At 65.8% G+C, this 24,535-nt stretch carries 16 protein-coding genes and 1 pseudogene; 4 read left to right on the top strand and 13 right to left on the bottom strand.

Annotated elements, in window-relative coordinates; translation table 11 throughout:
• Positions 1-19 precede the first annotated feature (19 nt).
• From bamA to rpsB, 9 genes are all read right to left on the bottom strand, one after another.
• Positions 20-2,326 carry an outer membrane protein assembly factor BamA gene (bamA, locus tag BFD71_RS17820; protein ID WP_069265622.1) on the bottom strand — a complete coding sequence of 769 codons (2,307 nt, stop codon included), beginning with the start codon at positions 2,324-2,326 and terminating at the stop codon, positions 20-22.
• 68 nt (positions 2,327-2,394) lie between these two features.
• Positions 2,395-3,783, bottom strand: a complete 1,389-nt coding sequence (gene rseP / locus BFD71_RS17815) for an RIP metalloprotease RseP (protein WP_069265621.1) — start codon at positions 3,781-3,783, stop codon at positions 2,395-2,397.
• A 109-nt stretch (positions 3,784-3,892) separates the two neighbouring features.
• Entirely contained in the window at positions 3,893-5,074 is a 1,182-nt protein-coding gene (locus BFD71_RS17810; protein ID WP_042265799.1) for a 1-deoxy-D-xylulose-5-phosphate reductoisomerase, read from the bottom strand.
• Positions 5,075-5,111: 37 nt separating this feature from the next.
• Positions 5,112-5,921 (bottom strand): phosphatidate cytidylyltransferase, encoded by an 810-nt coding sequence (locus BFD71_RS17805; RefSeq protein ID WP_069265620.1) that lies wholly within the window; start codon positions 5,919-5,921, stop codon positions 5,112-5,114.
• The gene (locus BFD71_RS17800; protein ID WP_069265619.1) at positions 5,915-6,691 is read right to left on the bottom strand and encodes an isoprenyl transferase; all 777 of its coding nucleotides are present in this window, start codon (positions 6,689-6,691) and stop codon (positions 5,915-5,917) included. Before BFD71_RS17800 ends, BFD71_RS17805 begins: the two co-directional genes overlap by 7 nt.
• A 71-nt stretch (positions 6,692-6,762) precedes the next feature.
• Complete coding sequence (frr, locus tag BFD71_RS17795; RefSeq protein ID WP_069265618.1) at positions 6,763-7,323, bottom strand: ribosome recycling factor; 561 nt, start codon at positions 7,321-7,323, stop codon at positions 6,763-6,765.
• 92 nt (positions 7,324-7,415) lie between these two features.
• Complete coding sequence (pyrH, locus tag BFD71_RS17790) at positions 7,416-8,132, bottom strand: UMP kinase (RefSeq protein ID WP_028204061.1); 717 nt, start codon at positions 8,130-8,132, stop codon at positions 7,416-7,418.
• Between the two features lie 256 nt (positions 8,133-8,388).
• Positions 8,389-9,270: a translation elongation factor Ts gene (tsf, locus tag BFD71_RS17785; RefSeq protein WP_069265617.1), complete on the bottom strand. Its 882-nt coding sequence runs from the start codon at positions 9,268-9,270 to the stop codon at positions 8,389-8,391.
• Positions 9,271-9,480: 210 nt separating this feature from the next.
• A complete protein-coding gene (gene rpsB, locus BFD71_RS17780) occupies positions 9,481-10,236 on the bottom strand; it encodes a 30S ribosomal protein S2 (protein WP_069265616.1) in 756 nt (251 codons plus the stop codon).
• 439 nt (positions 10,237-10,675) lie between these two features.
• Between rpsB and map the strand changes: the two genes are divergently transcribed.
• From map to BFD71_RS42840, 4 genes and pseudogenes are all read left to right on the top strand, one after another.
• Positions 10,676-11,497 carry a type I methionyl aminopeptidase gene (gene map, locus BFD71_RS17775; RefSeq protein ID WP_069265615.1) on the top strand — a complete coding sequence of 274 codons (822 nt, stop codon included), beginning with the start codon at positions 10,676-10,678 and terminating at the stop codon, positions 11,495-11,497.
• 271 nt (positions 11,498-11,768) lie between these two features.
• A complete protein-coding gene (locus tag BFD71_RS17770; RefSeq protein ID WP_069265614.1) occupies positions 11,769-14,348 on the top strand; it encodes a [protein-PII] uridylyltransferase in 2,580 nt (859 codons plus the stop codon).
• Between the two features lie 25 nt (positions 14,349-14,373).
• Positions 14,374-15,819, top strand: a pseudogene (locus BFD71_RS39185) (hypothetical protein); the annotation flags it as partial.
• A gap of 99 nt (positions 15,820-15,918) precedes the next feature.
• The gene (locus BFD71_RS42840) at positions 15,919-16,488 is read left to right on the top strand and encodes a pseudouridine synthase (RefSeq protein ID WP_324153263.1); all 570 of its coding nucleotides are present in this window, start codon (positions 15,919-15,921) and stop codon (positions 16,486-16,488) included.
• A gap of 78 nt (positions 16,489-16,566) precedes the next feature.
• Here BFD71_RS42840 and def read toward each other — a convergent pair whose 3' ends face one another.
• The 4 genes from def to smc all read right to left on the bottom strand — a co-directional run bounded on the left by def (position 16,567) and on the right by smc (position 24,423).
• The gene (def, locus tag BFD71_RS17755; protein WP_069265612.1) at positions 16,567-17,100 is read right to left on the bottom strand and encodes a peptide deformylase; all 534 of its coding nucleotides are present in this window, start codon (positions 17,098-17,100) and stop codon (positions 16,567-16,569) included.
• A complete protein-coding gene (ligA, locus tag BFD71_RS17750; protein WP_069265611.1) occupies positions 17,097-19,166 on the bottom strand; it encodes an NAD-dependent DNA ligase LigA in 2,070 nt (689 codons plus the stop codon). Before ligA ends, def begins: the two co-directional genes overlap by 4 nt.
• A gap of 298 nt (positions 19,167-19,464) precedes the next feature.
• Positions 19,465-20,760 (bottom strand): cell division protein ZipA C-terminal FtsZ-binding domain-containing protein, encoded by a 1,296-nt coding sequence (locus BFD71_RS17745; RefSeq protein WP_069265610.1) that lies wholly within the window; start codon positions 20,758-20,760, stop codon positions 19,465-19,467.
• Between the two features lie 144 nt (positions 20,761-20,904).
• Positions 20,905-24,423: a chromosome segregation protein SMC gene (smc, locus tag BFD71_RS17740; protein WP_069265737.1), complete on the bottom strand. Its 3,519-nt coding sequence runs from the start codon at positions 24,421-24,423 to the stop codon at positions 20,905-20,907.
• Between the last annotated feature and the right edge of the window lie 112 nt (positions 24,424-24,535).

The raw sequence follows: 24,535 nt of genomic DNA, 5'->3' as shown, positions 1-24,535 counted from the left end.
TCGCCGGGCAAAACATACGTCAGAACGCCGTCCCGATCTGGAACTGGAACTTCTGGTACTGGTCGCCCGTGTGCTTGGTCACCGGGAAGCCCAGGCTCAACTTCAGCGGGCCGATCGGCGAAATCCACGCGAGACCGAAACCGTAGCTGTAACGCAGGCCGTTGGCGCCAATGCTGTTGCCTTCCGTGCCCCAGACGTTACCACCATCGACGAACGTGAAGACGCGCAGCGTGCGGTCATAGCCCGTACCCGGCAGCGGGAAGGTCAGCTCGATGTTGCCGACCAGCATCTTCGAGCCGCCGATCGGGTCGTTCGTCGTCTTGTCGCGCGGACCCAGCGAGCTCGGCTCGTAGCCACGCACCGAACCGATACCACCGGCGTAGTAGTTCTTGAAGATCGGGTACGGCTTGCCGCTGAGGCCGTTACCGTAGCCGCCCTGGAAGTTCAGGCCCAGCACGAAGCCGCGCGCGAACGAGTAGTAGTACTGCGCCTGAATATCGGCCTTGTAGTACTGCGTACCGCCAACCGGCGTGCCGTACTCGGCGTTCGCCTGCGTGAAGTAGCCCTTGCTCGGCACGAGCGCGCTGTCACGCGCGTCGCGCGACCAGCCCACCGTGAGCGGTACGTTGTTCGACACGCGGCCAAACTGGTTCACGTAGTCGATATAGCTCTGCGGCGTGTTCGAGTCGACGTCGAGCGTGTCCTGCTCGAAGCCGGCGCCGAAGTAGACCGTGTCGACTTCCGAGAACGGGATGCCGAACTTGAGGTCGCCGCCCATCGTGATGATGCGGAAGCTCGAATCGGTCGAGTAGTACAGCGGCTGGTACGTGCGGTAGTAGACGTCGGTAATGCGCTTGATGCCGTCCACCGTGAAGTACGGGTCCACCTGCGTGAGGGCTAGCGTGCGGTACGTCTTCGCGGTGTTCACGTTCAGCGAGAGCGAGGTGCCCGAACCGAACACGTTGTCCTGCGACACGCCCGCCGAGAGCACCACCTTGTCCGTGGACGAGAAGCCCGCACCCAGCGTGATCGCGCCGGTCGGCTTTTCAGCGACCTTCACGTTCACGTCCACCTGGTCGGCCGTGCCTTCCACGGGCACCGTGGTCACGTCGACGTCGGTGAAGTAGCCCAGACGGTTGATACGGTCCTTCGAGAGCGCGAGGCGGTTCGAATCGAACCACGAGCTTTCGAGCTGGCGCATTTCGCGGCGCACGACTTCGTCGCGTGTGCGCGTGTTGCCCACCACGTTGATGCGGCGCACGTACACGCGGCGGCTCGGATCGACCTGCAGCGTGAGGTTGACCGTGTGGTTCGCCTGATCGATCTGCGGCAGCGCATTGACGGTCGCGAACGCGTAACCGTATTCGCCGAGCTTGTCGACGATGGCCTTGGTCGTGGCCTGCAGCTTCTCAGCCGAGAAGGTGTCGCCCGGCTTGATCTTGATGAGCTTCTTGAGCTCGGCCTCACGGTCGAGCAGATTGCCCGACAGCTGGATGCCCGACACCTTGTACGGCTCACCTTCGTGAATGCCGATGGTGAGGTACATGTCCTTCTTGTCGGGCGAGATCGAGACCTGCGTCGAGTCGATGTTGAACTCGAGGTAGCCGTGGTTCAGGTAGTACGAGCGCACGTTCTCGAGGTCGCCCGTGAGCTTTTCCTTCGAGTACAGGTCGTTCTTCGTGTACCACGAGAACCAGTTCGGCGTGGACAGCTGCATCTCCGAGAGAAGCGTGCCGCTGCTGTACGTCTTGTTGCCGATGAAGTTGATCTGGCGGATCTTCGCGCTCGGACCTTCGACCACCGAGAACAGCAGACCGACGCGATTGCGGTCGATCGGCGTGACCGTGGTCGTGACCTCGGCGGCATAGAAGCCGCGCGTGAGGTACTGGCGCTTGAGCTCCTGCTCGGCCTTGTCGACGAGCGCCTTGTCGTAGTAGCGGCCTTGCGAGAGACCCACCGCGCGCAGCGCCTTCGTGAGGTTGTCCTTGTCGAATTCCTTGATGCCCGCGAAGTCGATCGTGCCGATGGCCGGGCGCTCCTGCACCTGCACCACCACTACGCCGCCTTCGGTGGCGATCTTCACGTCATTGAAGAAGCCCGTCGCATACAGTGCGCGGATGGCCTCGGACGCCTTGTCGTCGGTGAACGTGTCGCCCTGCTTGATCGGCAGGTAGGCGAACACCGTGCCCGGCTCGACGCGTTGCAGCCCTTCGATGCGGATGTCCTGAACCACGAAAGGCGTCGTTGCTGCGTGGGCAACGAGTCCATGTGCGGCGATCGCCGCGGCCGCAACCGTTTTTGGAACCAAGCGATGAGGTCTAAACAACGTGCTTCCCCAATTATGTATAGCTGCATCAGGTCAGGCGGCCCGCCCACGGACGCCGCCAGACATCTTTAAAAATGGATTAACCGAGCCAGATCGTTGAACAACGCGATCGCCGACAGTGCGACGATGCAGGCAAGTCCCGCGCGCTGCAGTACGAGCTGCCAGCGGTCCGAGACGGCTTTGCCCGTTACGGCTTCAACCGCATAATATAACAGATGCCCCCCGTCCAATACCGGAATTGGGAGCAGATTCAATACGCCGAGGCTGATGCTCACGAGAGCGAGGAACGACAGGAACGCCGAGGGACCGAGTCTCGCGCTCTTGCCGGCATAGTCGGCAATCGTCACCGGGCCCGACAGATTCTTCAGCGAGGCTTCGCCCGTGATCATGCGGCCGAACATCCTCAGCGAATACACCGCAATGTCCCACGTGCGATACGCACCGAGCCGCACGCTCTCGAGCGGCCCGTAACGCACATCCACGGAAGGCGCCTGCGCCGAGAGCGCCGCGCCGATTCGGCCCACTTCCTCACCGGTCTGCGCGTCGCGCTGCAGGGCGGGAGTGACCGTGAGCATGAGCGTCTGCTGCGCGTGCTGGGAAGCGTCGCCGCGCGCGACCGTGAGCCGCACGGGCTTGCCCGCACGCGCCTTCACCCAGGCGATGAAAGTGCTTGCGCTGTCCACGGGTCGGCCATCGACGGCGCGCAGCTGATCGCCCGCCTGCAGCCCGGCATGTTGCGCCGCACTACCCGCCTCCACCGCCGCCACCTTGAGCGTGTTACCGCCCGCCTCGAGGCCGAGCTTCGCCATGAAGTCGTCGTCGAGATCCTTGCCGGTCAGTTGCGAGAGATCGAGCGGAAAATCGTAGGTGCCCTCGCCATCGCGCGCGGCAAGGACGACATGGCCCTGGTCGAACGCCGTGGCGAGCAGTTTCCAGCGCAGGTCCGACCACGATCGCACGGGCTCGGTGCGGCTGCCGTTTGCATCGCTCACCGAAAGAATCGTTTCGCCGCCCTGGAAGCCGGCACGCGCCGCTGCCGTTTGCGCGGGCGGCGCCGCGACAATCGCCTTCTGCTCGGTCACCCCGCTCGCGTAGACCACGGAAAAGAGCGCAATGGCCAGCACGAAATTGGCGATCGGCCCCGCCGCGACGATCGCAATGCGCTTGCCAACCGACTGGCGGTTGAATGCATGTGGCAAATCGCCTGCGGGAATCTGATCGGCCGATTCGCGCTCGTCGAGCATCTTCACGTAGCCGCCGAGCGGCAGCGCTGCGATGGTCCACTCGGTGCCGCTCTTTTTGCTGACCCACTGGACGAGCGGCCGGCCAAAGCCGATCGAGAAACGCAGGACCTTCACGCCGCACAGACGCGCGACGCTGTAGTGCCCGTATTCGTGCACGACGACCAGAACGCCGATCGCCACGACGAATGCGACCAGTTCGGTAAGCAGGTTCATGAGCGCCTCCTGGGCTGGAAGCAGCGCACCGGTGCGGGAGCGGCCCCGAGGTCAGGCTCGCGTGCCAGAGGGGCCGCCAGGGCCCTTCCGCAAGCCCCTCGCTGACCTGTCAGGCCGGCACCGGCAGGCTGTCGATGATGGTGTGAGCCGCGCGGCGAGCCGCCGCGTCGGCTTCGAGCACGACTTCGAGACTCGACGCATTGCGGTTCTCGAGCGCGTTCAGTACGGCATCCACCGTCTGGGCGATGGCCATGAAGCCGATGCGCCGGTTCAAAAATGCCTCCACTGCCACTTCGTTCGCAGCGTTCAGTGCCGCGCTCGCCACGCCGCCGGCGGCCAATGCCTGCATCGCGAGTGCGAGACACGGGAAGCGCGCGTAGTCGGGTTTTTCGAACGTGAGCGTCGCGATTTGCGCGAGATCCAGCTGCGCGACGCCGGAATCGACACGGTCCGGGTACGCCAGCGCGTGCGCGATCGGCGTGCGCATGTCGGGGTTGCCTAGTTGCGCGAGCACCGAACCATCGGCGTACGAAACCATCGAGTGGATCACGCTCTGCGGGTGAATCAGCACGTCGATGCGCTCGCCCGGCAGGTCGAACAGGTAGTGCGCCTCGATCACTTCGAGGCCCTTGTTCATCATCGTGGCCGAATCGACGGAGATCTTGCGGCCCATCGACCAGTTCGGGTGCTTGCAGGCCTCGTCGGGCGTCACGTTCACGAGCGTCGAGGGCTCGCGGGTGCGGAACGGGCCGCCGGAGGCGGTCAGGATGATCTTCGTGACGCCGTCGCGCTCGGCGTTTTCGCGCGGGAAGCACTGGAACACGGCGTTGTGCTCGCTGTCGAGCGGCAGCAGAACGGCGCCGCTGTCGCACACGGCATCGATGAAGATGTCGCCCGACATCACGAGCGCTTCCTTGTTCGCGAGCAGGATCTGCTTGCCGGCCTTCGCCGCTGCGAGCGTGGGCGCGAGACCCGCCGCACCGACGATGGCCGCGACCACGGTGTCGCAGCCGTCGCTCTTCGAGACTTCGACGAGCGCCTGCGGCCCGTAGGTCACGACGGTCTTCGAGCCGGCCGCGCGCAGCTTGCGCTCGACCTGTGCGGCGGTGTCGGCGTCGCCGACCACGGCCACTTCGGGGGCGAAGCGCAGGCATTGTTCGACGAGCTTCTCGCCGTTGCGATGCGCAGTGAGCGCATAGACCGAGAAGCGTTGCGGATGACGCGCGACGACGTCGAGCGTGCTGTCTCCAATCGAGCCCGTGGAACCGAGCAGTGTGAGTCGTTTTTGCATATTCAAATCTCTAACCTGGCGTCCCGGCCAGACGCCTTTAGCCGAGCAGCAGCATGGCGAGCGGCAGCACGGGCAGCAGTGCGTCGATGCGGTCGAGGACTCCGCCGTGGCCCGGCAGAAGCCCGCTCGAATCCTTCACGCCGGCCTGGCGCTTCATCATCGACTCGAACAGATCGCCGATCACGCTGAACGCGACCAGCACGGTAAGTACGAAAAGCGCACGGCCGAGCCCGATCTGGGCGGCGAGCGCGGAATACAGCGTGGGTTCGAACGCGTGCAGCGCGATTGCCGCTCCGGACACCACCATCACGGCGGCCCAGCCGCCCACGGCGCCCTCCCAGGTCTTGCCGGGGCTGATCGCAGGCGCAAGCTTATGCCTTCCGAATGCCTTACCTGCAAAGTATGCGCCGATATCGGCCAGCCAGACCACGAGCAACAGGGACAGAACAAACGCCACGCCGGCCGTGCGCGCGGCCACCAGGGCGTGCCAGCAGGCCGCGAAAACGACGAGCCCGGCGGCCAGCAGGAAGGCGCGCCAGGCGCCGGCGGCGAGCACCGGCTTGCGCAGCAGCACGTAAGGGCCGGCAATGATCCAGAACACGCCCGCCGCCTGAAAGAGCGGCCGGGGCGCCGGCAGGCGCGTACTGAGCGCCACGGCGGCCGCCGCGATCACGGCGTAGACGATCGAGCCGGTCGCGCCCGCCTTCAGCAGACGCGCCCACTCCCATGCGGCGAAGACGACCACGACGCCGATCAGCGCGCCGAACGCCGCCACAGGCGCGAACAGCGTGATCGGCAGGAAGACTGCCAGCAGGACGAGCGCCGTAATGACGCGGGTCTTCAGCATGAAAGCGAATCGGCGTTCTGGGCGACGACCTGCGCGCTCGTGCGGCCGAAGCGGCGCTCGCGCTCCGCATACGAGGCAATGGCGCGGCTGAGCGCTTCGGCGTCGAAATCCGGCCAGAACGTATCGGTGAAATAGAACTCCGCGTAGGCGAGTTGCCAGAGCAGGAAGTTGCTCACCCGCTGCTCGCCGCCCGTGCGAATGAAGAGATCCGGTTCGGGCGCGTAGGCCATGGCCAGATGCTGGGACAGCGTGTCTTCGGTGACGGGAACCGGCTGGCCCGTGGCCGCGGCTTCCTCGACCAGCTTGCGCGTGGCCTGCAGGATATCCCAGCGGCCGCCGTAGTTCGCGGCGATCGTGAGGGTGAGACGGGTGTTGCGCGCGGTTTTGGTTTCCGCGCGGCGAATCAGGTCCTGGATGCGCTCATTGAACATCGACAGGTCGCCGACCACGCGCAGGCGGATGCCGTTCGCGTGCAGGCGCGCCACCTCGCGCTCGAGCGCAGTGACGAAGAGGCGCATGAGGAACGACACTTCGTCGGTCGGGCGGCGCCAGTTCTCGGAGCTGAACGCGAAGAGCGTCACGTATTCGACGCCGCGCTGCACGCACGATTCGACGACCGAGCGCACGGCGTCGACGCCGCGCGTGTGGCCCGCGACGCGCGGCAGGCGCCGCTGGGTTGCCCAACGGCCATTGCCGTCCATGATGATCGCGATGTGGCGCGGCACGGCCGCCACGTCGGGCACGCGAACGGTTGAGCTGGTATAGGTCATGGCCGTCGGACTGTAACTGCGATAAGAAAGGGAAACCGCCTGGAATCTGGCGAATCTGGAGGCCTGAGGCCTCAGACCGTCATGATCTCGGCTTCCTTCGTCTGGACGAGCTTTTCGATTTCGGTCACGAAGCGGTCGGTCAGTTTCTGCACTTCGTCGCCGCCGCGGCGCTCGTCGTCTTCGGAAATTTCCTTGTCCTTCACGAGCTTCTTGAGCTGCTCGTTGGCATCGCGACGCAGGTTGCGCACGGCGACCTTCGCCGTTTCACCTTCGTTCTTGACGACCTTCGTGAGCTCCTTGCGGCGTTCTTCGGTCAGCGCGGGCATCGGCACGCGGATCAGGTCGCCGTGCGTGGCCGGGTTCAGGCCGAGATCCGACTCGCGGATCGCCTTTTCGATGACCGGCACCATCTTCTTTTCCCACGCCTGCACGCCGATCGTGCGCGCGTCGACGAGCGTGAGGTTCGCGACCTGCGAGATGGGCACGGGCGAGCCGTAGTAGTCGACCTGGATGTGGTCGAGCAAACCGGTATGGGCGCGGCCCGTGCGGATTTTCGCCAGATCGCTCTTGAACGCTTCGATCGAGCGCTGCATTTTCTGCTCGGCGCCCTTCTTGATGTCAGCCACAGCCATTTTGATACCTCCGAACCTTCATAACGGAACGGGCCCGCCGGCGCGCTGATGGGCGGCGCGGCCCGTGTTCGAACCTCTCGTGAAACGAGAGTTTACACGTGGACGAGTGTACCTTCGTCTTCGCCCAGAACGATGCGCTTGAGCGCACCCGGCTTGACGATGGAAAAAACCCGGATCGGCAGCTTCTGGTCGCGGCACAGCGCGAACGCGGTGGCGTCCATCACCTGCAGATTGCGGCCAATTGCCTCATCGAAGCTGATCGTCGAGTAGCGCGTGGCGGTCGGGTCCTTCTTCGGGTCGGCCGAATAGACGCCGTCGACCTTGGTGGCCTTCAGCACGACTTCGGCGCCGACTTCCGAGCCGCGCAGCGCAGCAGCCGTGTCGGTGGTGAAGAACGGGTTACCCGTGCCGGCGGCAAAGATCACGACCTTGCCTTCTTCGAGCTGGCGAATCGCGCGGGGGCGGATGTACGGCTCGACGACCTGGTCCATGCGCAGCGCCGACTGCACGCGCGCCTCGATGCCTGCGTGACGCATGGCGTCCTGCAGCGCGAGCGCGTTCATCATCGTGGCCAGCATGCCCATATAGTCGGCCGTGGCGCGGTCCATACCGGCTGCGCCGCCCGCGACACCGCGGAAAATGTTGCCGCCGCCGATCACGACTGCGAGCTGGGTGCCCAGACGCACCACCTCGGCCACGTCTGCCACCATACGTTCGATCGTGGCGCGATTGATGCCGAAGGCATCATCGCCCATCAGGGCTTCGCCGGAAAGTTTGAGCAGGACGCGTTTATAGGCGGGTGTGGGCATGGAGGTATCCAGGATCGCGCGCAAAGGGCAATAACTTGAAACTGTAGGGGTGAAATACGGCTTCGGGCAAGCGCCGCCAGAAATAGCGAAGATTTCCGACGCCGCGCACGGCGGGGGACTACCATGCGCGTCGCCGCTACGCTGCCCGCCACGGCGGATTGCTCCGCCACGGCTTACCACTGAACAAACTGCGGTGCTGCAACAACTGCAGTCGCCGCCTGCCGCGCTGGGCGCGGCGAGACGGGCTGACCGATCTTTATTGCTGCTTTGCAGCAGCGACTTGCGCGGCCACTTCGGCAGCGAAGTCGTCCTGGCGCTTCTCGATGCCTTCGCCGACCACGAAGAGGGCGAACTTCTGCACCGTCGTGCCAGCAGCCTTGAGCATCTGCTCGATCGTCTGCTTGTCGTTCTTAACGAACGGCTGGTTCAGCAGCGAGACTTCCTTCAGGTACTTCTGGACCGAACCTTCGACCATCTTCGCGACGATCTCAGCCGGCTTGCCCGATTCCGCAGCCTTCTGCTCGGCGATGCTGCGCTCCTTGGCGATCAGGTCGGCAGGCACGTCGTCCGACGACAGCGAGACCGGCTTCATCGCGGCGATGTGCATCGCGACGTCCTTGCCCACTTGCTCGTCGGCACCCGTGTACTCGACCAGCACGCCGATGCGCGTGCCGTGCAGGTACGCAGCCAGCTGGTTGGCGGTTTCGAAACGCGCGAAACGGCGGATCGAGAGGTTTTCGCCGATCTTGCCGACCAGTGCGAGGCGCACTGCGTCGACCGTCGAGCCGTCCAGCGCCAGCGCCGACAGAGCGGCGACGTCAGCCGGGTTTTGCGTGGCGACGAGTTCGGCGATCTTCTTCGAGAAGCCGATGAAGTCATCGTTCTTCGAAACGAAGTCGGTTTCGCAGTTCAGTTCGACGATCGCGCCAGCGCCGCCGCCGATGAACGACGAGATCACGCCTTCAGCCGTGACGCGCGAAGCGGCCTTGCTGGCCTTGTTGCCGAGCTTCACGCGCAGCAGTTCTTCGGCACGCGCGAGGTCGCCGTCGGCTTCCGTCAGCGCCTTCTTGCATTCCATCATCGGCGCGTCGGTCTTCGCGCGCAGTTCTGCCACCATGCTTGCGGTAATTGCCGCCATCATTCGCTCCTTGAGTCTGTCTGGTACACGCCGCCCGCCTTTCGACGCGGCCGGCAGAAATTCGTTTCCGTTTCCGCCTGCGGTGAAACGCTTTTTTACAGCTGCTTCTACAGGGCTACGGTGCCGCTCATATGACGCGGCGACGAAAGTCGCGGCTTAAAAAAAAGGGGCCTATGGAAAGCCCCCTTTTCTTGCCGGACACGGGGCAGCTTACGCCTCCGGGTTGACCTCGACGAACTCGTCGTCGCCGTCGTTGCCGCGCGCAGCGACAACCACGTCGTTGACCGCGTTCGCACGGCCTTCGAGGATCGCGTCAGCCACGCCTTGCGTGTAGAGCGCAACAGCCTTGCTCGCGTCGTCGTTGCCCGGGATCACGTAATCGATGCCTTCCGGCGAGTGGTTCGTGTCGACCACGGCGATCACGGGGATGCCCAGCTTGTTCGCTTCCGTCACGGCAATCTTGTGGTAGCCGACGTCGACCACGAAGATCGCGTCCGGAATGCCGCCCATGTCCTTCACGCCGCCGATCGACTTCTGCAGCTTGGCGATTTCGCGTTCGAACAGGAGCGCTTCCTTCTTGCTCATCTTCTCGAGCTCGCCCGCTTCCACGGCTGCTTCCATGTCCTTCAGGCGCTTGATCGAAACCTTCAGCGTCTTGAAGTTGGTCAGCATGCCGCCGAGCCAGCGTGCGTTCACGAACGGCATACCAGCGCGTTGTGCCTCTTCGGCGATCGTGTCGCGCGATTGACGCTTCGTGCCGACGAACAGGATCGTGCCGCGGTTCGCTGCCAGTTGACGCACGTACTTCAGCGCGTCGTTGTACATCGGCAGCGTCTTTTCGAGGTTGATGATGTGAATCTTGTTGCGATGACCGAAGATGAAGGGGGCCATCTTCGGGTTCCAGAAGCGCGTTTGGTGACCGAAGTGGACACCGGCTTCCAGCATTTGGCGCATGGTAACTGCCATGAGAAATTCTCCGCTAGGGTTTGGGTCTGAAGCCGGCTGCCGTATCGGTGCGCCCTCCCATTTCCGGAGATCGACGCGCCCGACACCCTGGGTGCGCCGGCTTGCGAGTGTGCTGCCTGAAGAAGATGCTTCCGAATGTTCTTCGCGCACCCGCCAAAATGCGTTTTTGGCAAAGCGCTCCGCGGCAACGGCGGATTCAGCCACTTCCACGAACTCCGAACGCGAATCCGAAAGATATGGGAAGCGACTTAGCCGAAGAGTATAGCACGCAAACTGCCCCTTACTCAAGACAGCTATTACCCGCGGAATACGGCGCCATCAATGGCAATGCGGCGCGCGGCGCATTTGCCATTGATGGCGCCCCGCCTTCTCAAAAGTCAGCGACCCCTGGCATTAGGTGCGATAATTCCATATTCGACTGCATTTCCGGGCGCATACCATGGCCATTTCGATCAAGAACGAACAAGACATCGCGCAAATGCGCGTCGCCTGCCGGCTGGCGAGCGAGGTGCTCGACTACATCACGCCGTTCGTCACCGCGGGTGTGACGACGGGTGAGCTCGACCGCCTTTGCCACGAGTACATGACCAACGTGCAGGGCACGGTGCCCGCGCCGCTGAACTATCAGCCGCCGGGCTATCCGCCCTACCCGAAGGCAATCTGCACCTCTGTGAACGACGTGATCTGTCACGGTATTCCCGGCGACAAGGCGCTGAAGAACGGCGACGCGCTCAATATCGACATCACCGTCATCAAGGAAGGCTATTTCGGCGACACGAGCCGCATGTTCATCGTCGGCGAAGGCTCGATCCTCGCGAAGCGCCTCGTGCAGACCACCTATGAATGCATGTGGCTCGGCATCGACCAGGTGCGTCCCGGCGGCCATCTGGGCGACATCGGCCACGCCATTCAGCGCTACGCCGAAAGCCAGGGCTACAGCGTGGTGCGCGAATACTGCGGCCACGGCATCGGCACGGTGTTCCACGAAGACCCGCAGGTCCTGCACTACGGCCGCCCCGGCACCGGCATCGAGCTCGTGCCCGGCATGATCTTCACCGTCGAGCCGATGATCAACGCCGGCCGCCGCGACATTCGCACCATGCCGGACCAGTGGACCGTCAAGACAAAGGACCGCAGCCTCTCGGCACAGTGGGAACACACGGTACTGGTGACGGAAACGGGCTACGAAGTCCTGACGGTCTCGGCGGGTACGCCCGCTAAGCCTGCCATCGTCGCGCAGATGGCGGGCACCGCGGCCTGAGCGTCCGAAAAAGTGCCGGAAAGCGCTTCGCGGCGCGATCCGGCGCAAAATGGATAGGCTCGTAGAACATCGGCCTGCGGCCTCGAGGCAGTACGTCCAGCGCGAGCGATGCACCCAATGCGGACGCCGCCCGGCGCCCGCAGCATGATGAGGCAGCCCGCAAAGCAGCCGACGCATTAACCGACGAACCAACGCGGCCAGCCGCCATCGCGAGGCGCGCCGCGCGCACGACCAGCCGCCCGCCCAACCACGCCAGACACGACCCGAGCCCATGAGTGTTCCCGCTGTCGCCGTTCCCGATACGTCGTCGCTGAAGTCCGACTACAAGGCCGCCAAGGCCCAGTTGCTCGAGCGTTTCAAGACCGCGACCAATGTCGACTCGCTGATGCGCGCCCTCGCCCGCATCACCGACGACACCTTGCGCAGCGCCTGGAACCGGTGCGAGCTGCCGGCCACGCTGGCGCTCGTGGCGGTGGGCGGCTTCGGGCGCGGCGAGCTTGCGCCCTGGTCCGACGTCGACATCCTCGTGCTGCTGCCGGACGACGAGCCGCTCGCGCCGCTCGAAGAACGCATCGAGCGTTTTATCGGCCTTGCATGGGATCTCGGACTCGATATCGGCAGCAGCGTGCGCAGCGTCTCGCAATGCCTCGAAGAAGCCGCCAACGACGTCACCGTGCGCACGTCGCTCCTCGAGGCGCGCCGCATCACGGGCAGCGCGACGCTGTTCGGCGACTTCGCGCAGCGCTATCGCGACGCCATGGACCCGCGCGCATTCTTCCAGGCGAAGGTGCTCGAAATGCGCCAGCGCCATGCGCGCTTCCAGGACACGCCCTATTCGCTCGAACCCAACATCAAGGAAAGCCCCGGCGGCCTGCGCGACCTGCAGCTGATCCTCTGGATCACCGAGGCCGCCGCCTTCGGCAGCAGCTGGAAGGAGCTGGACCAGCGCGGCCTCATCACCGGGCGCGAGGCGCGCGAACTGCGCCGCAACGAGGCATTTCTCAAGGCGCTGCGCGCGCGCCTGCATGTGATCGCGGGCCGCCGCCAGGACATCCTCGTGTTCGACCTGCAGACGGCCGTGGCCGAAAGCTTCGGCTACAAGGCGAGCAGCGCGCGGCGCGCGAGCGAACAGCTCATGCGCCGCTACTACTGGGCCGCGAAGGCGGTCACTCAGCTTTCTACCATCCTGATCCAGAACATCGAGGCGCAGCTCTTCCCGAGCACGAGCGGCATCACGCGCACGCTCTCGGAGCACTTCGTCGAGAAGCAGGGGATGCTGGAGATCGTCAGCGACGACGTGTTCGAGCGCGAGCCGCACGCAATCCTCGAGGCGTTCCTGCTCTACGAGCAGGTGCCCGGCGTGAAGGGCCTGTCGGCGCGCACGCTGCGCGCGCTCTACAACGCGCGCGAGACCATGGACCAGAACTGGCGCCGCGACCCGGAAAACCGCCGGCTCTTCATGGAGATCCTCAAGCAGCCGGCCGGGATTACGCACGCCATGCGCCTCATGAACCAGACGAGCGTGCTCGGGCGCTATCTGCTGAATTTCCGCCGCATCGTCGGGCAGATGCAGCACGACCTCTATCACGTCTATACGGTCGATCAGCACATCCTGATGGTGCTGCGCAATATGCGCCGCTTCGCCGTGGCCGAGCATGCGCACGAGTATCCGTTCTGCAGCCAGCTCATCGCCAACTTCGAGCGTCCGTGGGTGCTCTACGTCGCGGCGCTGTTCCACGACATCGCCAAGGGCCGCGGCGGCGACCACTCGCAGCTCGGCATGGCCGACGCGCGGCGCTTTTGCCGCGAGCACGACATCACGGGCGACGACGCGGACCTGGTCGTCTGGCTCGTCCAGCAGCACCTGACGATGAGCCAGGTCGCCCAGAAGCAGGACATCACCGACCCTGAGGTCGTGAAGCGCTTCGCGGAGCTCGTCGGTACGGAGCGGCGTCTTTCGGCGCTCTACCTGCTGACGGTCGCCGACATTCGCGGCACGAGCCCAAAGGTCTGGAACAACTGGAAAGGCAAGCTGCTCGAAGACCTCTACCGCTCGACGCTCGCCGTGCTCGGCGGCGCCAAGCCCGACGCGCACTCGGAGCTCAAGACGCGTCAGGAGCTGGCGCTTGCGCTGCTGCGTCTCGAGACCGTGCCGGAGCACGCGCACCGCGCGCTCTGGGACAAGCTCGACGTCGGCTACTTCCTGCGCCACGACGCCGCCGATATCGCCTGGCAAACGCGCGTGCTCTACCGCCACGTCGAGGCGCCGGAGCCGGTCGTGCGCGCGCGCCCGTCGCCGATCGGCGAGGCGCTGCAGGTGCTCGTCTACGCGCAGGACCGCCCCGACCTGTTCGCGACGATGTGCGCGTACTTCGACCGCAGCGGTCTTTCCGTGCTCGACGCGCGCGTGAGCACCACGCGCCACGGCTACGCGCTCGATAACTTCATCGTCGCCCACACCGAGGGCGACGTGCACTACCGCGATATCGCGAACCTCGTCGAGCAGGAACTCGCGGCGCGTCTGAAGGCGACGGGCAATGCCCTGCCCGAGCCGTCGAAGGGCCGTCTCTCGCGCCTGTCACGCACCTTCCCGGTGACGCCGCGCGTCGACCTGCGGGCCGACGAGCGCGGCCAATACTACATCCTGTCCGTGTCGGCGAACGACCGGCCGGGCCTTCTCTATTCCATCGCGCGCGTGCTCGCGGAGCATCAGGTCGGCGTCCATGCGGCGCGGATCAATACGCTCGGCGAACGCGTGGAAGACGTGTTTCTGCTCGACGGCTCGGGGCTCTCCGACAACCGCCAGCAGATTCATGTCGAAACCGAATTGCTGCGCGCGATCGCAGTGTGAATGACCCAAGCGAAATACCAGATCCATGCGAGCCAAACTGACAGCCAAACATCCGCGCCCGACCACTCCGGAACGCGCCCCCGTCCGCCGCGGCAGTACGACCGCGCGTAAGCCGGTGCGGCCGGCGGAGGCGCGGGCGACGGACGCTCGGCCGACATCGGCCGCGAAGACTTCCGCCGGGAAGCCCGTGCGCGCCTCAACCGGACGCACCGCGCCTCGCACTGGCGATACGCGCCCGGGCGAGCGCCCGGCGCGGCCGGCTCGCGAAGGCGGATTCGGCGACGAGCGCCGCCCAGCCCGTCGCTCCGGCGATGAGGCGCGTGGATTTGCACGCGGCCGTGACGAAGGTGGTGCACGCCCCTTCGCGCGCCGCGCCGAGGGCGACGACCGCCGCCCGCCACGCAGCCGCGACGAAGGTGGCGCACGCCCCTTTGCACGCCGCCCCGAGGGTGATGACCGACGTCCGCCGCGTAGCCGTGAAGAAGGTGGCGCACGCTCCTTCGCGCGCCGTGCCGAGGGTGATGATCGTCGTCCGCCGCGTAGCCGTGAAGAAGGTGGCGAGCGTCGCTTCGAACGACGCACCGAAGGCGATGATCGCCGCACCGCACGTGGCCGCGATGAAGGCGGCGCACGCCCCTTCGCGCGGCGTGCCGAGGGCGACGACCGACGCCCGCCGCGCAGCCGCGAAGATGGTGGCGACCGGCGCTTCACGCGTCGTGCCGAAGGCGATGACCGCCGCCCGCCGCACAGCCGTGAAGACGGCGGTGCGCGCCCCTTCGCACGCCGCCCCGACGGTGATGACCGCCGCCCGCCGCGCAGCCGCGAAGACGGTGGCGAACGTCGTTTCGAACGACGCACCGAAGGCGATGACCGTCGCCCCGCACGCGGCCGCGACGAAGGCGGTGCACGCCCCTTCGCGCGCCGTGCTGAGGATGACGACCGCCGCCCGCCACGCAGCCGCGAAGACGGTGGCGACCGGCGCTTCACGCGTCGTACCGAAGGCGATGACCGCCGCCCGCCGCGCAGCCGCGAGGAAGGCAGCGAGCGTCGCTTCGAACGGCGCAGCGAAGGCGATGATCGCCGCCCGCCGCGTAGCCGCGGCGAAGGCAGCGAGGGACGCTTCGAACGCCGCAGTAACAGCGACGACCGCCGCCCCGCACGCACCCGCGACGAGGGCACGGAGCGTCGTTCCGCGCGCCCGGTGAAATCCGCCTGGAGCGATGACCGCGGCGGCGCTGCGCCGCGCGCTCGCCGCAGTACCGAAGAAGGCGGTGGCAGCCGCAAGACCGCCAGCCCTGTCAAACCGGTTGGGAAGCCCCCGCGCCGCACCGACGACGCCGAAACCGCACCGCGCCGCACACCGCGCGAAGAAGTCGATGGCGACAACACCCTGCGCCTTTCCAAGCGCATGTCCGAACTGGGCCTGTGCTCGCGCCGTGAAGCCGACGAATGGATCGAAAAAGGCTGGGTTTATGTGGACGGCGAAGTCGTCGACACGCTCGGCGCCAAGGTCACGCCGAATCAGCGCATCGAAGTCGATCCGGCCGCGCTCGCCGCGCAGGCGCGCCAGGTGACGATCCTGCTGCACAAGCCGGTGGGCTACGTGTCGGGCCAGGCCGAGGACGGCTATGAACCCGCCGCCACGCTCATCACGGGCGAGAATCATTGGGACGGCGACCACTCGGGCATCCGCTTCTCGGCGAAGCATCTGCGCACGCTCGCGCCGGCCGGCCGCCTCGACATCGACTCGACCGGCCTGCTCGTGCTGACCCAGGACGGTCGCGTGGCCAAGCAGTTGATCGGCGAGAGTTCGGACATCGACAAGGAATACCTCGTGCGCGTCACCTACAACGACATCGAGACCGAAATCGACCAGCACTTCCCGCCCGAGTTGCTCGCTCAGCTGCGCCACGGCCTGTCGCTCGACGACGTGCCGCTCAAGCCCGCGCAGGTGAGCTGGCAAAACGGCGAGCAGTTGCGTTTCGTGCTGCGCGAAGGCAAGAAGCGCCAGATCCGTCGCATGTGCGAACTGGTCGGCCTCAAGGTCGTGGGCCTCAAGCGTGTGCGCATGGGCCGCGTGCTGCTCGGCGCGCTGCCGCAGGGCCAATGGCGCTATCTGGCCGCCAACGAAGCGTTCTAGCGCCACATCGGCGTCAAACGCCGCACTGTATGAAAAACGGGAGCCAGATGGCTCCCGTTTTTCTTGATGCTTCGACTTTCAGTCGTCGCGGTTCGGGTCGAGTTCCGGAAACAGGACCTCCGTAAAGCCGAACTTCGAGAAGTCGGTAATGCGCATGGGATACAGCTTGCCGATCAGGTGATCGCATTCGTGCTGGACGACCCGTGCGTGAAAGCCCTCGGCCACACGTTCGATGGGCGTGCCGTACTGATCGAAGCCGTCGTAGCGGATCATCGAATAGCGGCTCACGGCGCCGCGCAGGCCCGGCACCGAAAGACACCCCTCCCAGCCCTCTTCCATGTCGTGCGACAGCGGATGGATGACCGGGTTGATGAGCACCGTCTGCGGCACGGCCGGCGCCTCGGGATAGCGCTCGTTCTGCTCGAAACCGAAGATCACCACCTGCAAATCGACGCCGATCTGCGGGGCGGCGAGTCCGGCGCCGTTCGCCGCGTGCATGGTGTCGAACATATCGGCAATGAGTTCGTGCAACTCGGGCGTATCGAAGTGATCGACCGGCCTCGCAATGCCAAGCAGGCGCGGATCGCCCATTCTGAGAATTTCGCGAATCATGTCGTTTGCCCCTCCAGGAGCTTGCGCATTCCTTCTTCGTCGAGCACCGGCACGCCGAGTTCCTCGGCTTTTGCGAGCTTGCTGCCCGCGTCGGCGCCCGCCACCACGTAATCGGTCTTCTTCGATACCGAGCCGGCGACCTTCGCACCGGCTGCTTCGAGCATCTCCTTTGCCTCGTCGCGCGAGAGCGTGGGCAGCGTACCCGTGAGCACCACAGTCTTGCCGGCCAGCACGCCCACCGGCGCCTTGGGCGCGGGCGGCCCTTCCGCCCATGTCACTTTGCCCGGCGCGCGCAGTTGCTCGATCACTGTGCGGTTATGCTCTTCCGCAAAAAACTCGTGGATCGCAAGCGCGACGATAGGGCCCACATCGTTGACTTCGAGCAATTCCTCGACCGTCGCGTTCATGATCGGATCGAGCGAGCCGAAGTGCTTCGCAAGATCCTTCGCCGTCGATTCGCCCACGTGCCGGATGCCGAGCGCGTAAACGAAGCGCGCAAGTGACGTCGATTTGGCCTTCTCGAGCGAGTCGAGCAGGTTCTGCGCCGACTTGTCCGCCATGCGCTCGAGTTGCGCGAGCGTGCCGAAGCCGAGATTGAACAGATCGGCGGGCGTGCGCACGAGGTTCTGGTCGACCAGCTGGTCGATGATCTTCTCGCCCAGGCCGTCGATATCGAGCGCGCGGCGCTGGGCGAAGTGCCAGAGCGCCTGCTTGCGCTGGGCCGGACAGAACAGTCCGCCCGTGCAACGCGCGATTGCCTCGTCGGGCAGCCGCTCGATGCGCGACCCGCAGACCGGGCATTCGGTCGGCATGACGAACTCGTGGGCGTCGGCCGGACGGCGGTCCATGAGCGCACTGACCACCTCGGGAATCACGTCGCCGGCACGCCGCACGATCACCGTGTCGCCGATGCGGATGTCCTTGCGCCGCACCTCGTCTTCGTTGTGCAGCGTGGCGTTGGTCACCGTCGCGCCGCCGACGAACACCGGCTCGAGCCGCGCGACCGGCGTAATCGCGCCCGTGCGGCCCACCTGGACGTCGATCGCCAGCAGCTTCGTGAGCGCTTCCTGGGCCGGGAACTTGTGCGCGAGCGCGAAGCGCGGCGCGCGCGAGACGAAGCCGAGCGCATCCTGCTCGTCGCGGCGGTTCACCTTGTAGACCACGCCGTCGATGTCGTACGGCAGGCCGTCGCGCTTCTCGCCCACCGTGCGGAAAAATTCCAGCAGACCGTGCGCGCCCTTCACGACCGCTCGCTCGGCATTGACCGGCAGGCCCATTTCCGCGTACCAGTCGAGCAGTTCGCTATGGGTGGCCGGCATCGGCTCGCCGTCGAGCACGCCAATGCCGTAAGCGAAAAACGAGAGCGGCCGCTGCGCCGTGATTTTCGGATCGAGCTGGCGCAGGCTGCCCGCCGCCGCGTTGCGCGGGTTCGCGAATTCCTTGTGGCCGGCATCGCGCTGACGCTGGTTCATGCGCTCGAAGTCGCGGCGGAACATCAGCACCTCGCCGCGCACGTCGAGCACCTTCGGCACGCGCTTGCCCTTCAGGCGCAAGGGCAGCGAGCGGATCGTGCGCACGTTCTCCGTGACGTTCTCGCCGGTCGCGCCATCGCCGCGCGTGGAGGCCTGGACGAACACGCCGTCGACGTAGCGCAGCGAGATGGCGAGGCCGTCGAACTTGAGTTCGGCGGCGTATTCGACCTCGACGACTCCGGCGCCTTCGATCTTGCCGAGCGCATCGGCCACGCGCTTGTCGAACGCGACGATGTCTTCGTCGGCAAAGCCGTTGTTGAGCGACAGCATCGGCACGTCGTGGACCACGGGCTCGAAGCCCCCGGCGACTTCGCCACCCACACGCTGCGTGGGCGAATCGGGCGTGATGAGGTCGGGATGCTCGGCTTCGATTTGCTGAAGTTCGCCGAACAGCTTGTCGTATTCCGCGTCAGGCAGCTCCGGCTGGTCGAGCACGTAGTAGGCGTGATTCGCACGCTCGAGTTCGGCGCGCAACCACACCGCGCGCTGTGCAGCGGTGGCTTCTTCGGGGGGACGGGCGGAAGTACGGACCATGCCTTGGGCAACTCGCTGTTGAAAATGATTTCGGACGTCAGATTATCTCAGGAAGCCGCGCGTGTCGCATCGGACGAGCGGCTATCTGCGTGCGCCGCCGAACGGGTCTCGCCAGCGTCCTGGCCGAATGGCCAACGCTGCGTGCGTCGCTCTGGCATCCAGGGCCCGGTGGGCTGAGCTCGAATGCACTGCAACACGCGTGCCGATGCCCTCTGCGCTGTACCGCCTGCGCGCAAAAAAGGCGCGGCGCCTTTACGGCGTCGCGCCTTGTCTGCAGGCCCGCTGCACGCCTTCGGCGCTACTGGCTGAACAGTCGCCGCGTGGCCGGCGAGCCCGCCGGAATGCCGGCCTGCTCCAGCTTCGCGTAGAGCGTCATCAGCTGCTTGTCGATCGACTGCAACACCGATTCCGGCAGCGGCCGGCGCTGGTCGTCGACCACGCGCCCGCCAATGCGCTCGGCAAGCGATTTCGCGTAGTCGCACATCAGGCGGAACGGCAGGATGTCTTCGTCGGCCACGGGCACGTCGAGGATCAGCGTGATCAGTTCACCGCCCTTGTACGTGAGGTCGTCGCGCAGGAAGTTGGTGTCGCCGAACTGCAGCATGAAAACGGGGCTCTGCTTCGCATCGAGCTTGACGAAGCGCGTGCCGTCGCGCGAAAGCAGCAAGCCGTCCTGCGCCGCCACCGCCTGCACGTAGTTTGCCGACCACGGCGCGCCGTCCGACATCACGTTCACGGAAAGCTGGGCGTCGCATTGCGCCGCGAAGCCGTCCAGTTCGCGCGCCATGGCGACCGTCTCCATCATGTCCGGAAACTCGGGCGCGGCGTCGAGCGCGTCGGCGAATTGCTGCACGCCGGTCACGAATTCCGAGAACTCGAGTTCGTTGAGCGGGCCGTTGCGATTCGCGAGTTGCGCAGCCGCGCGCAGTTCCTCGTAGCGCACACCGCTCTGGAGCAACTCCCAGCCGTCGCCCCCTTCGGGTTTGCCTTCGATATGAACCGGCTTGCTGCCCGCGCGGCGCAATCGCTGCGCAAACGGAATCACCCGCTCGCCTGCCACCGGCGCACCAAGCCGGATCGGCACGATGCAGTCGATGCGACGGTCGACCACGGCGGGCGGCGCCGAAGAGATCGTCGTGGCCGCCGGCATGACCGGCTCGATGCGCTCCGCTTCGTCGCCATCGTCCTTTGCGGATTGCGGGGCAGCCGCAGTTGCAGCCGGCGCCTTGTCGGCAGCCTTCTCGGCAACTTCGTGCGCATCGGATTCAGCTTCCGGAAAGCCGTTGGGCGTCGTCGTTTCCGCCTGGATGTCGGCTGGCGTGTCGAGCGGCGCAGCAGTGCCGAAACCCGGCTCCACGCGCCCGGCTTGCGTGCTGCCCGCGAGCGACGGCTCGCGGCGCGACGGAGCATGGGCCGGTTCGATGAACGGGCTCGGCTCCTGGAACTCGTCGCGCTGCGGCGCTTCGACTGCCTCTTCGGGCATCGGGCGCGGCATGCGCCGGCGCACTCTCGCGCCCTGCCACGCGTTGTACACCACCACGCCCCCGACGACCACGGCGCCCGCGCCGATCAACCCGAGAGTCAATTCATCCATGCATGCTCCATCAGCAATTCTTTTTCGACGGCGTGCTCATTGCATGCGCCGTTGCTCTGGCGCGCGCATTGCGCGCGGCGGCTGCCTCACTGATGGCGCCGCCGGCCGCGCATCGCGCGCCGTCCGTTAGACCGTATAAATCGATTAGACCGTATTTTGGGCGAAACCCGCTGCCGTTTCCATGTCGACCGCGACGATGCGCGAAACGCCCTGCTCCTGCATCGTCACGCCAATGAGCTGCTGCGCCATCTCCATGGCGATCTTGTTGTGCGAAATGAACAGGAACTGTGTTTTGTCCGACATCGCGCGAACAAGGTTCGCGAAGCGCTCGGTGTTCGCGTCGTCGAGCGGTGCGTCCACTTCGTCTAGCAAGCAGAACGGCGCCGGGTTGAGCTGGAACATCGCGAACACGAGGGCCGTGGCCGTGAGCGCTTTCTCGCCGCCGGAGAGCAGGTGAATCGTCGAATTCTTCTTGCCGGGCGGTTGCGCCATCACCTGCACGCCGGCATCGAGAATCTCGTCGCCGGTCATGATGAGCTTCGCCTGACCGCCGCCGAACAGGCGCGGGAACAGCTCGCCGAAATGACGGTTCACCTCGTCGAAGGTGCCCTGCAGCAGCGTGCGCGTTTCCTGGTCGATCTTGCGGATCGCGTCTTCGAGCGTTTCGATTGCGCTCGTGAGGTCGGCCGACTGCGCGTCGAGGAAGGTCTTGCGCTCCTTCGCCGCGGCCAGTTCGTCGAGCGCGGCCATGTTCACGGGCCCAAGCGCCGTGATCGCGTTGTTGATGCGCGTAACCTCGCCTTGCAGATACGACGGCTTCATATCGGCCGTGAGCTTTTCCTGCAGCGCGGCCTCGTCGACGCCCGCGGCCTGCAGTTGCTCGACGAACTGCTCGCCGTTCAGGCGCGCGGCCTGCTCCTTGAGCTGAAGCTCGGTGATGCGGTCGCGCAACGGCTGCAACGCGCGCTCCGCGGCGAGGCGGGTTTCGTCGGCGGCCCGCAGCTTCGCGCTCAGATCGTCGAGTTCGGCGCGCGCGGCACGCAGCGTATCTTCCTTCTGGGCGCGAATTTCCAGCGCGTCCTGCAGGCCCGTGTGCGCGGTCTGCTCGTTGATCGTTTCCAGCTCGGCGCGCGCGTCTTCGAGCGACGCGGCCACGCGTTCGCTCTGATCGTGCGCGACCTGAATGTTGCGCTTCAACTCTTCGATGCGGTTCGCCATGTTGCGCGCGGCAAAGCGCGCGTCGGCCGCCGCACGTTCGAGGTCGCGCGCCTCATTGCGCGCCGCGCCGAGTTCCTCGTCGAGCGACTCGAAGGCGAGCTGGTTGTCCTCGAAGCGGGCCTGCAGTTCGGCGAGTTCCACATCGTGGCGCTCGAAGTTCGCTTCCGATTCTGCCCGCAATGCGCGCTGCTCTTCGATCTGCGTGCGGATCTCGTCGAGCTCTTCACGGATCTGCGTGCTGCGCGCCGTGTAGCGTTCATGCGCCTGCGTCAGCTTGAGCACATCCATCTGCAGCGCGTGCACGCGCTGGGTCGCGCGCTCGGCCTGCTGGCGCACATCCGTGAGCACCTGGGCGGCCTGCGTGTGCGCCGCTTCCGCGCGCACGACAGCCGTGCGTGCATCGTCGGCGAGCAGCGTCTGGGCGCGCACCTGGCGCTCGAGATTCTCGATTTCCTGCTGACGCGCGAGCATGCCGGCCTGCTCGGTGTCGGCGGCGTACAGCTGCACGCCTACGCGCGTCACCGTATGGCCAGCCTTCACGACGAACGCGCCGCTGCCTGGCAGCTGCGCACGCTGGGCGAGCGCTTCGGCGAGATCGTTCGCAACGTAGGTCGAGCCGAGCCATTCGGTGAGCACTGCGCGCAAGCCTGCATCGTCGATACGGACGAGCGAGAGCAGCGGCGTGAGCCCCGCGGCCGCAGCGCTTGCCTGACCCGCGGCCGGCGGCGAATAGAACGCGAGCTTCGCAGGCGGAGCGTCGCTCGCGAATGCCTTCACCCAGTCGAGGTTCGACACCTCGAGCGCGGCGAGCCGCTCGCGCAACACCGATTCGAGCGCCGTTTCCCAACCGGCTTCGACGTGCAGCTTCTTCCATAGCCGCGGCAACGCGCCCAGTTCGTGACGTTCGAGCCACGGCTGGACCTTGCCTTCCGTCTGCACGTTTTCCTGCAGTTGCTTGAGTGCAGCGAGACGGGCTTCGAACTGGTGGATCTGTGCGTTTTCCGCCTGCACGCGCTCGTGTGCGGCGCGGCGTTCCGCGTCGAGGCGCGGCACCGTTTCCTGCGCGTCGGCGAGGCGCGCCTGCGCTTCGTGCAGGACTTCCTCCTGCTCGGCCAGCTGCATGCGCAGCTCTTCGAGCTGGGCTTCGTCCGGCGCGTCGAGGCCGCCTTCCTCCGACTTCAGACGCTCGTGGCGCTGCTGAAGCTGCTGAAGCATCTGGTCGGCGTTGCGTTGATGCGCGGCTTCGAGCTTGATGGCCTGCTCGGTGCGCGCGATGCCCGCGCGCTCGTCATTCAGTTGCGCCTGCGCGTCGCGCCAGCGGTTTTCGAGCGCGGGCAGCGCTTCCTGCGTCGCCGCCGCATCTTCCTCGGCCAGCGCAGCCTTTTCCTCGGCGATCGCCAGTTGTTCTTCGGCGTCCTCGATATCGTCCTGCGCCTTCTGCGCCTGGACCTGCCATTGCTCGCGCTGCGCGGTGAGCGCGGCGATCTGCGCCTGCACGCGGTTGCGCGACTCGACGATGAACTTGATCTCGGCCTCGAGACGGCTCACCTCGGCGTTCGCTTCGTAAAGCGCGCCCTGCGCGCCCTGCATGGCGTCGCTTGCCGAGTAGTGGGCCACGCGCAGCGTTTCGAGCTGCGCTTCCACTTCGCGCAGCTGCGCGGTATGGCGCTCCAGGTCGATCTGCGCCTGCTCGATCGCGCGCTGCTGGCGTTGCTGCTCGCCCGCTGCCTCGTTCTTGCGCAAGAGCCACAGAAGGCGCTGCTTTTCCTCGCCCTCGGCCTGCAGCTCGCGATATTTCGTGGCAACGACCGCCTGGCCCTCGAGCTTTTCCAGGTTGCTGGACAGCTCGCGCACGATGTCCTCGACACGCGTCAGGTTCTCGCGCGTGTCGTGCAGGCGGTTCTCGGTCTCGCGGCGGCGTTCCTTGTATTTCGACACGCCCGCGGCTTCTTCGAGGAACACGCGAAGCTCTTCGGGCTTTGCCTCGATGATCCGCGCGATCATGCCCTGCCCGATGATCGCGTAGGCGCGCGGGCCGAGGCCAGTACCCAGGAAAATATCCTGAATGTCGCGCCGGCGCGCCGGCAGGTTGTTGATGTAGTAGCTCGACGTGCCGTCGCGCGTGAGCACGCGCTTCACGGCGATCTCGGCATACTGGCCCCACTGCCCGGCGGCGCGGCCGTCCGCGTTGTCGAACACCAGTTCGACGCTCGCGCGGCTGCCCGGCTTGCGCGCGGTGGAACCGTTGAAGATGACGTCCTGCATCGACTCGCCGCGCAGCTCGGACGCCCGGGATTCACCCAGCACCCAGCGCACCGCGTCGATGATGTTGGATTTCCCACAGCCGTTTGGCCCGACCACCCCGACGAGTTGGCCCGGAACCTGGAAATGCGTGGGATCGACGAATGATTTGAAGCCAGCGAGTTTAATCGAGGTCAGACGCACGGCGATATCGCTGTTTGAATAGTGGTGAACGGGACCGCCCGTGCCGTACGTCGCTTGCCGCCGCGCATCCGGTATCGATCGCGCGACGGCGGAGTGCGCACTGGGCAGCCGC

Origin of the sequence: Paraburkholderia nodosa, from assembly GCF_001718195.1 — a bacterium.
GTDB classification, from domain to species: domain Bacteria; phylum Pseudomonadota; class Gammaproteobacteria; order Burkholderiales; family Burkholderiaceae; genus Paraburkholderia; species Paraburkholderia nodosa_A.
Note: the sequence above shows the minus strand (reverse complement) of the source record. Positions and strands in the feature narration are given on the sequence as shown.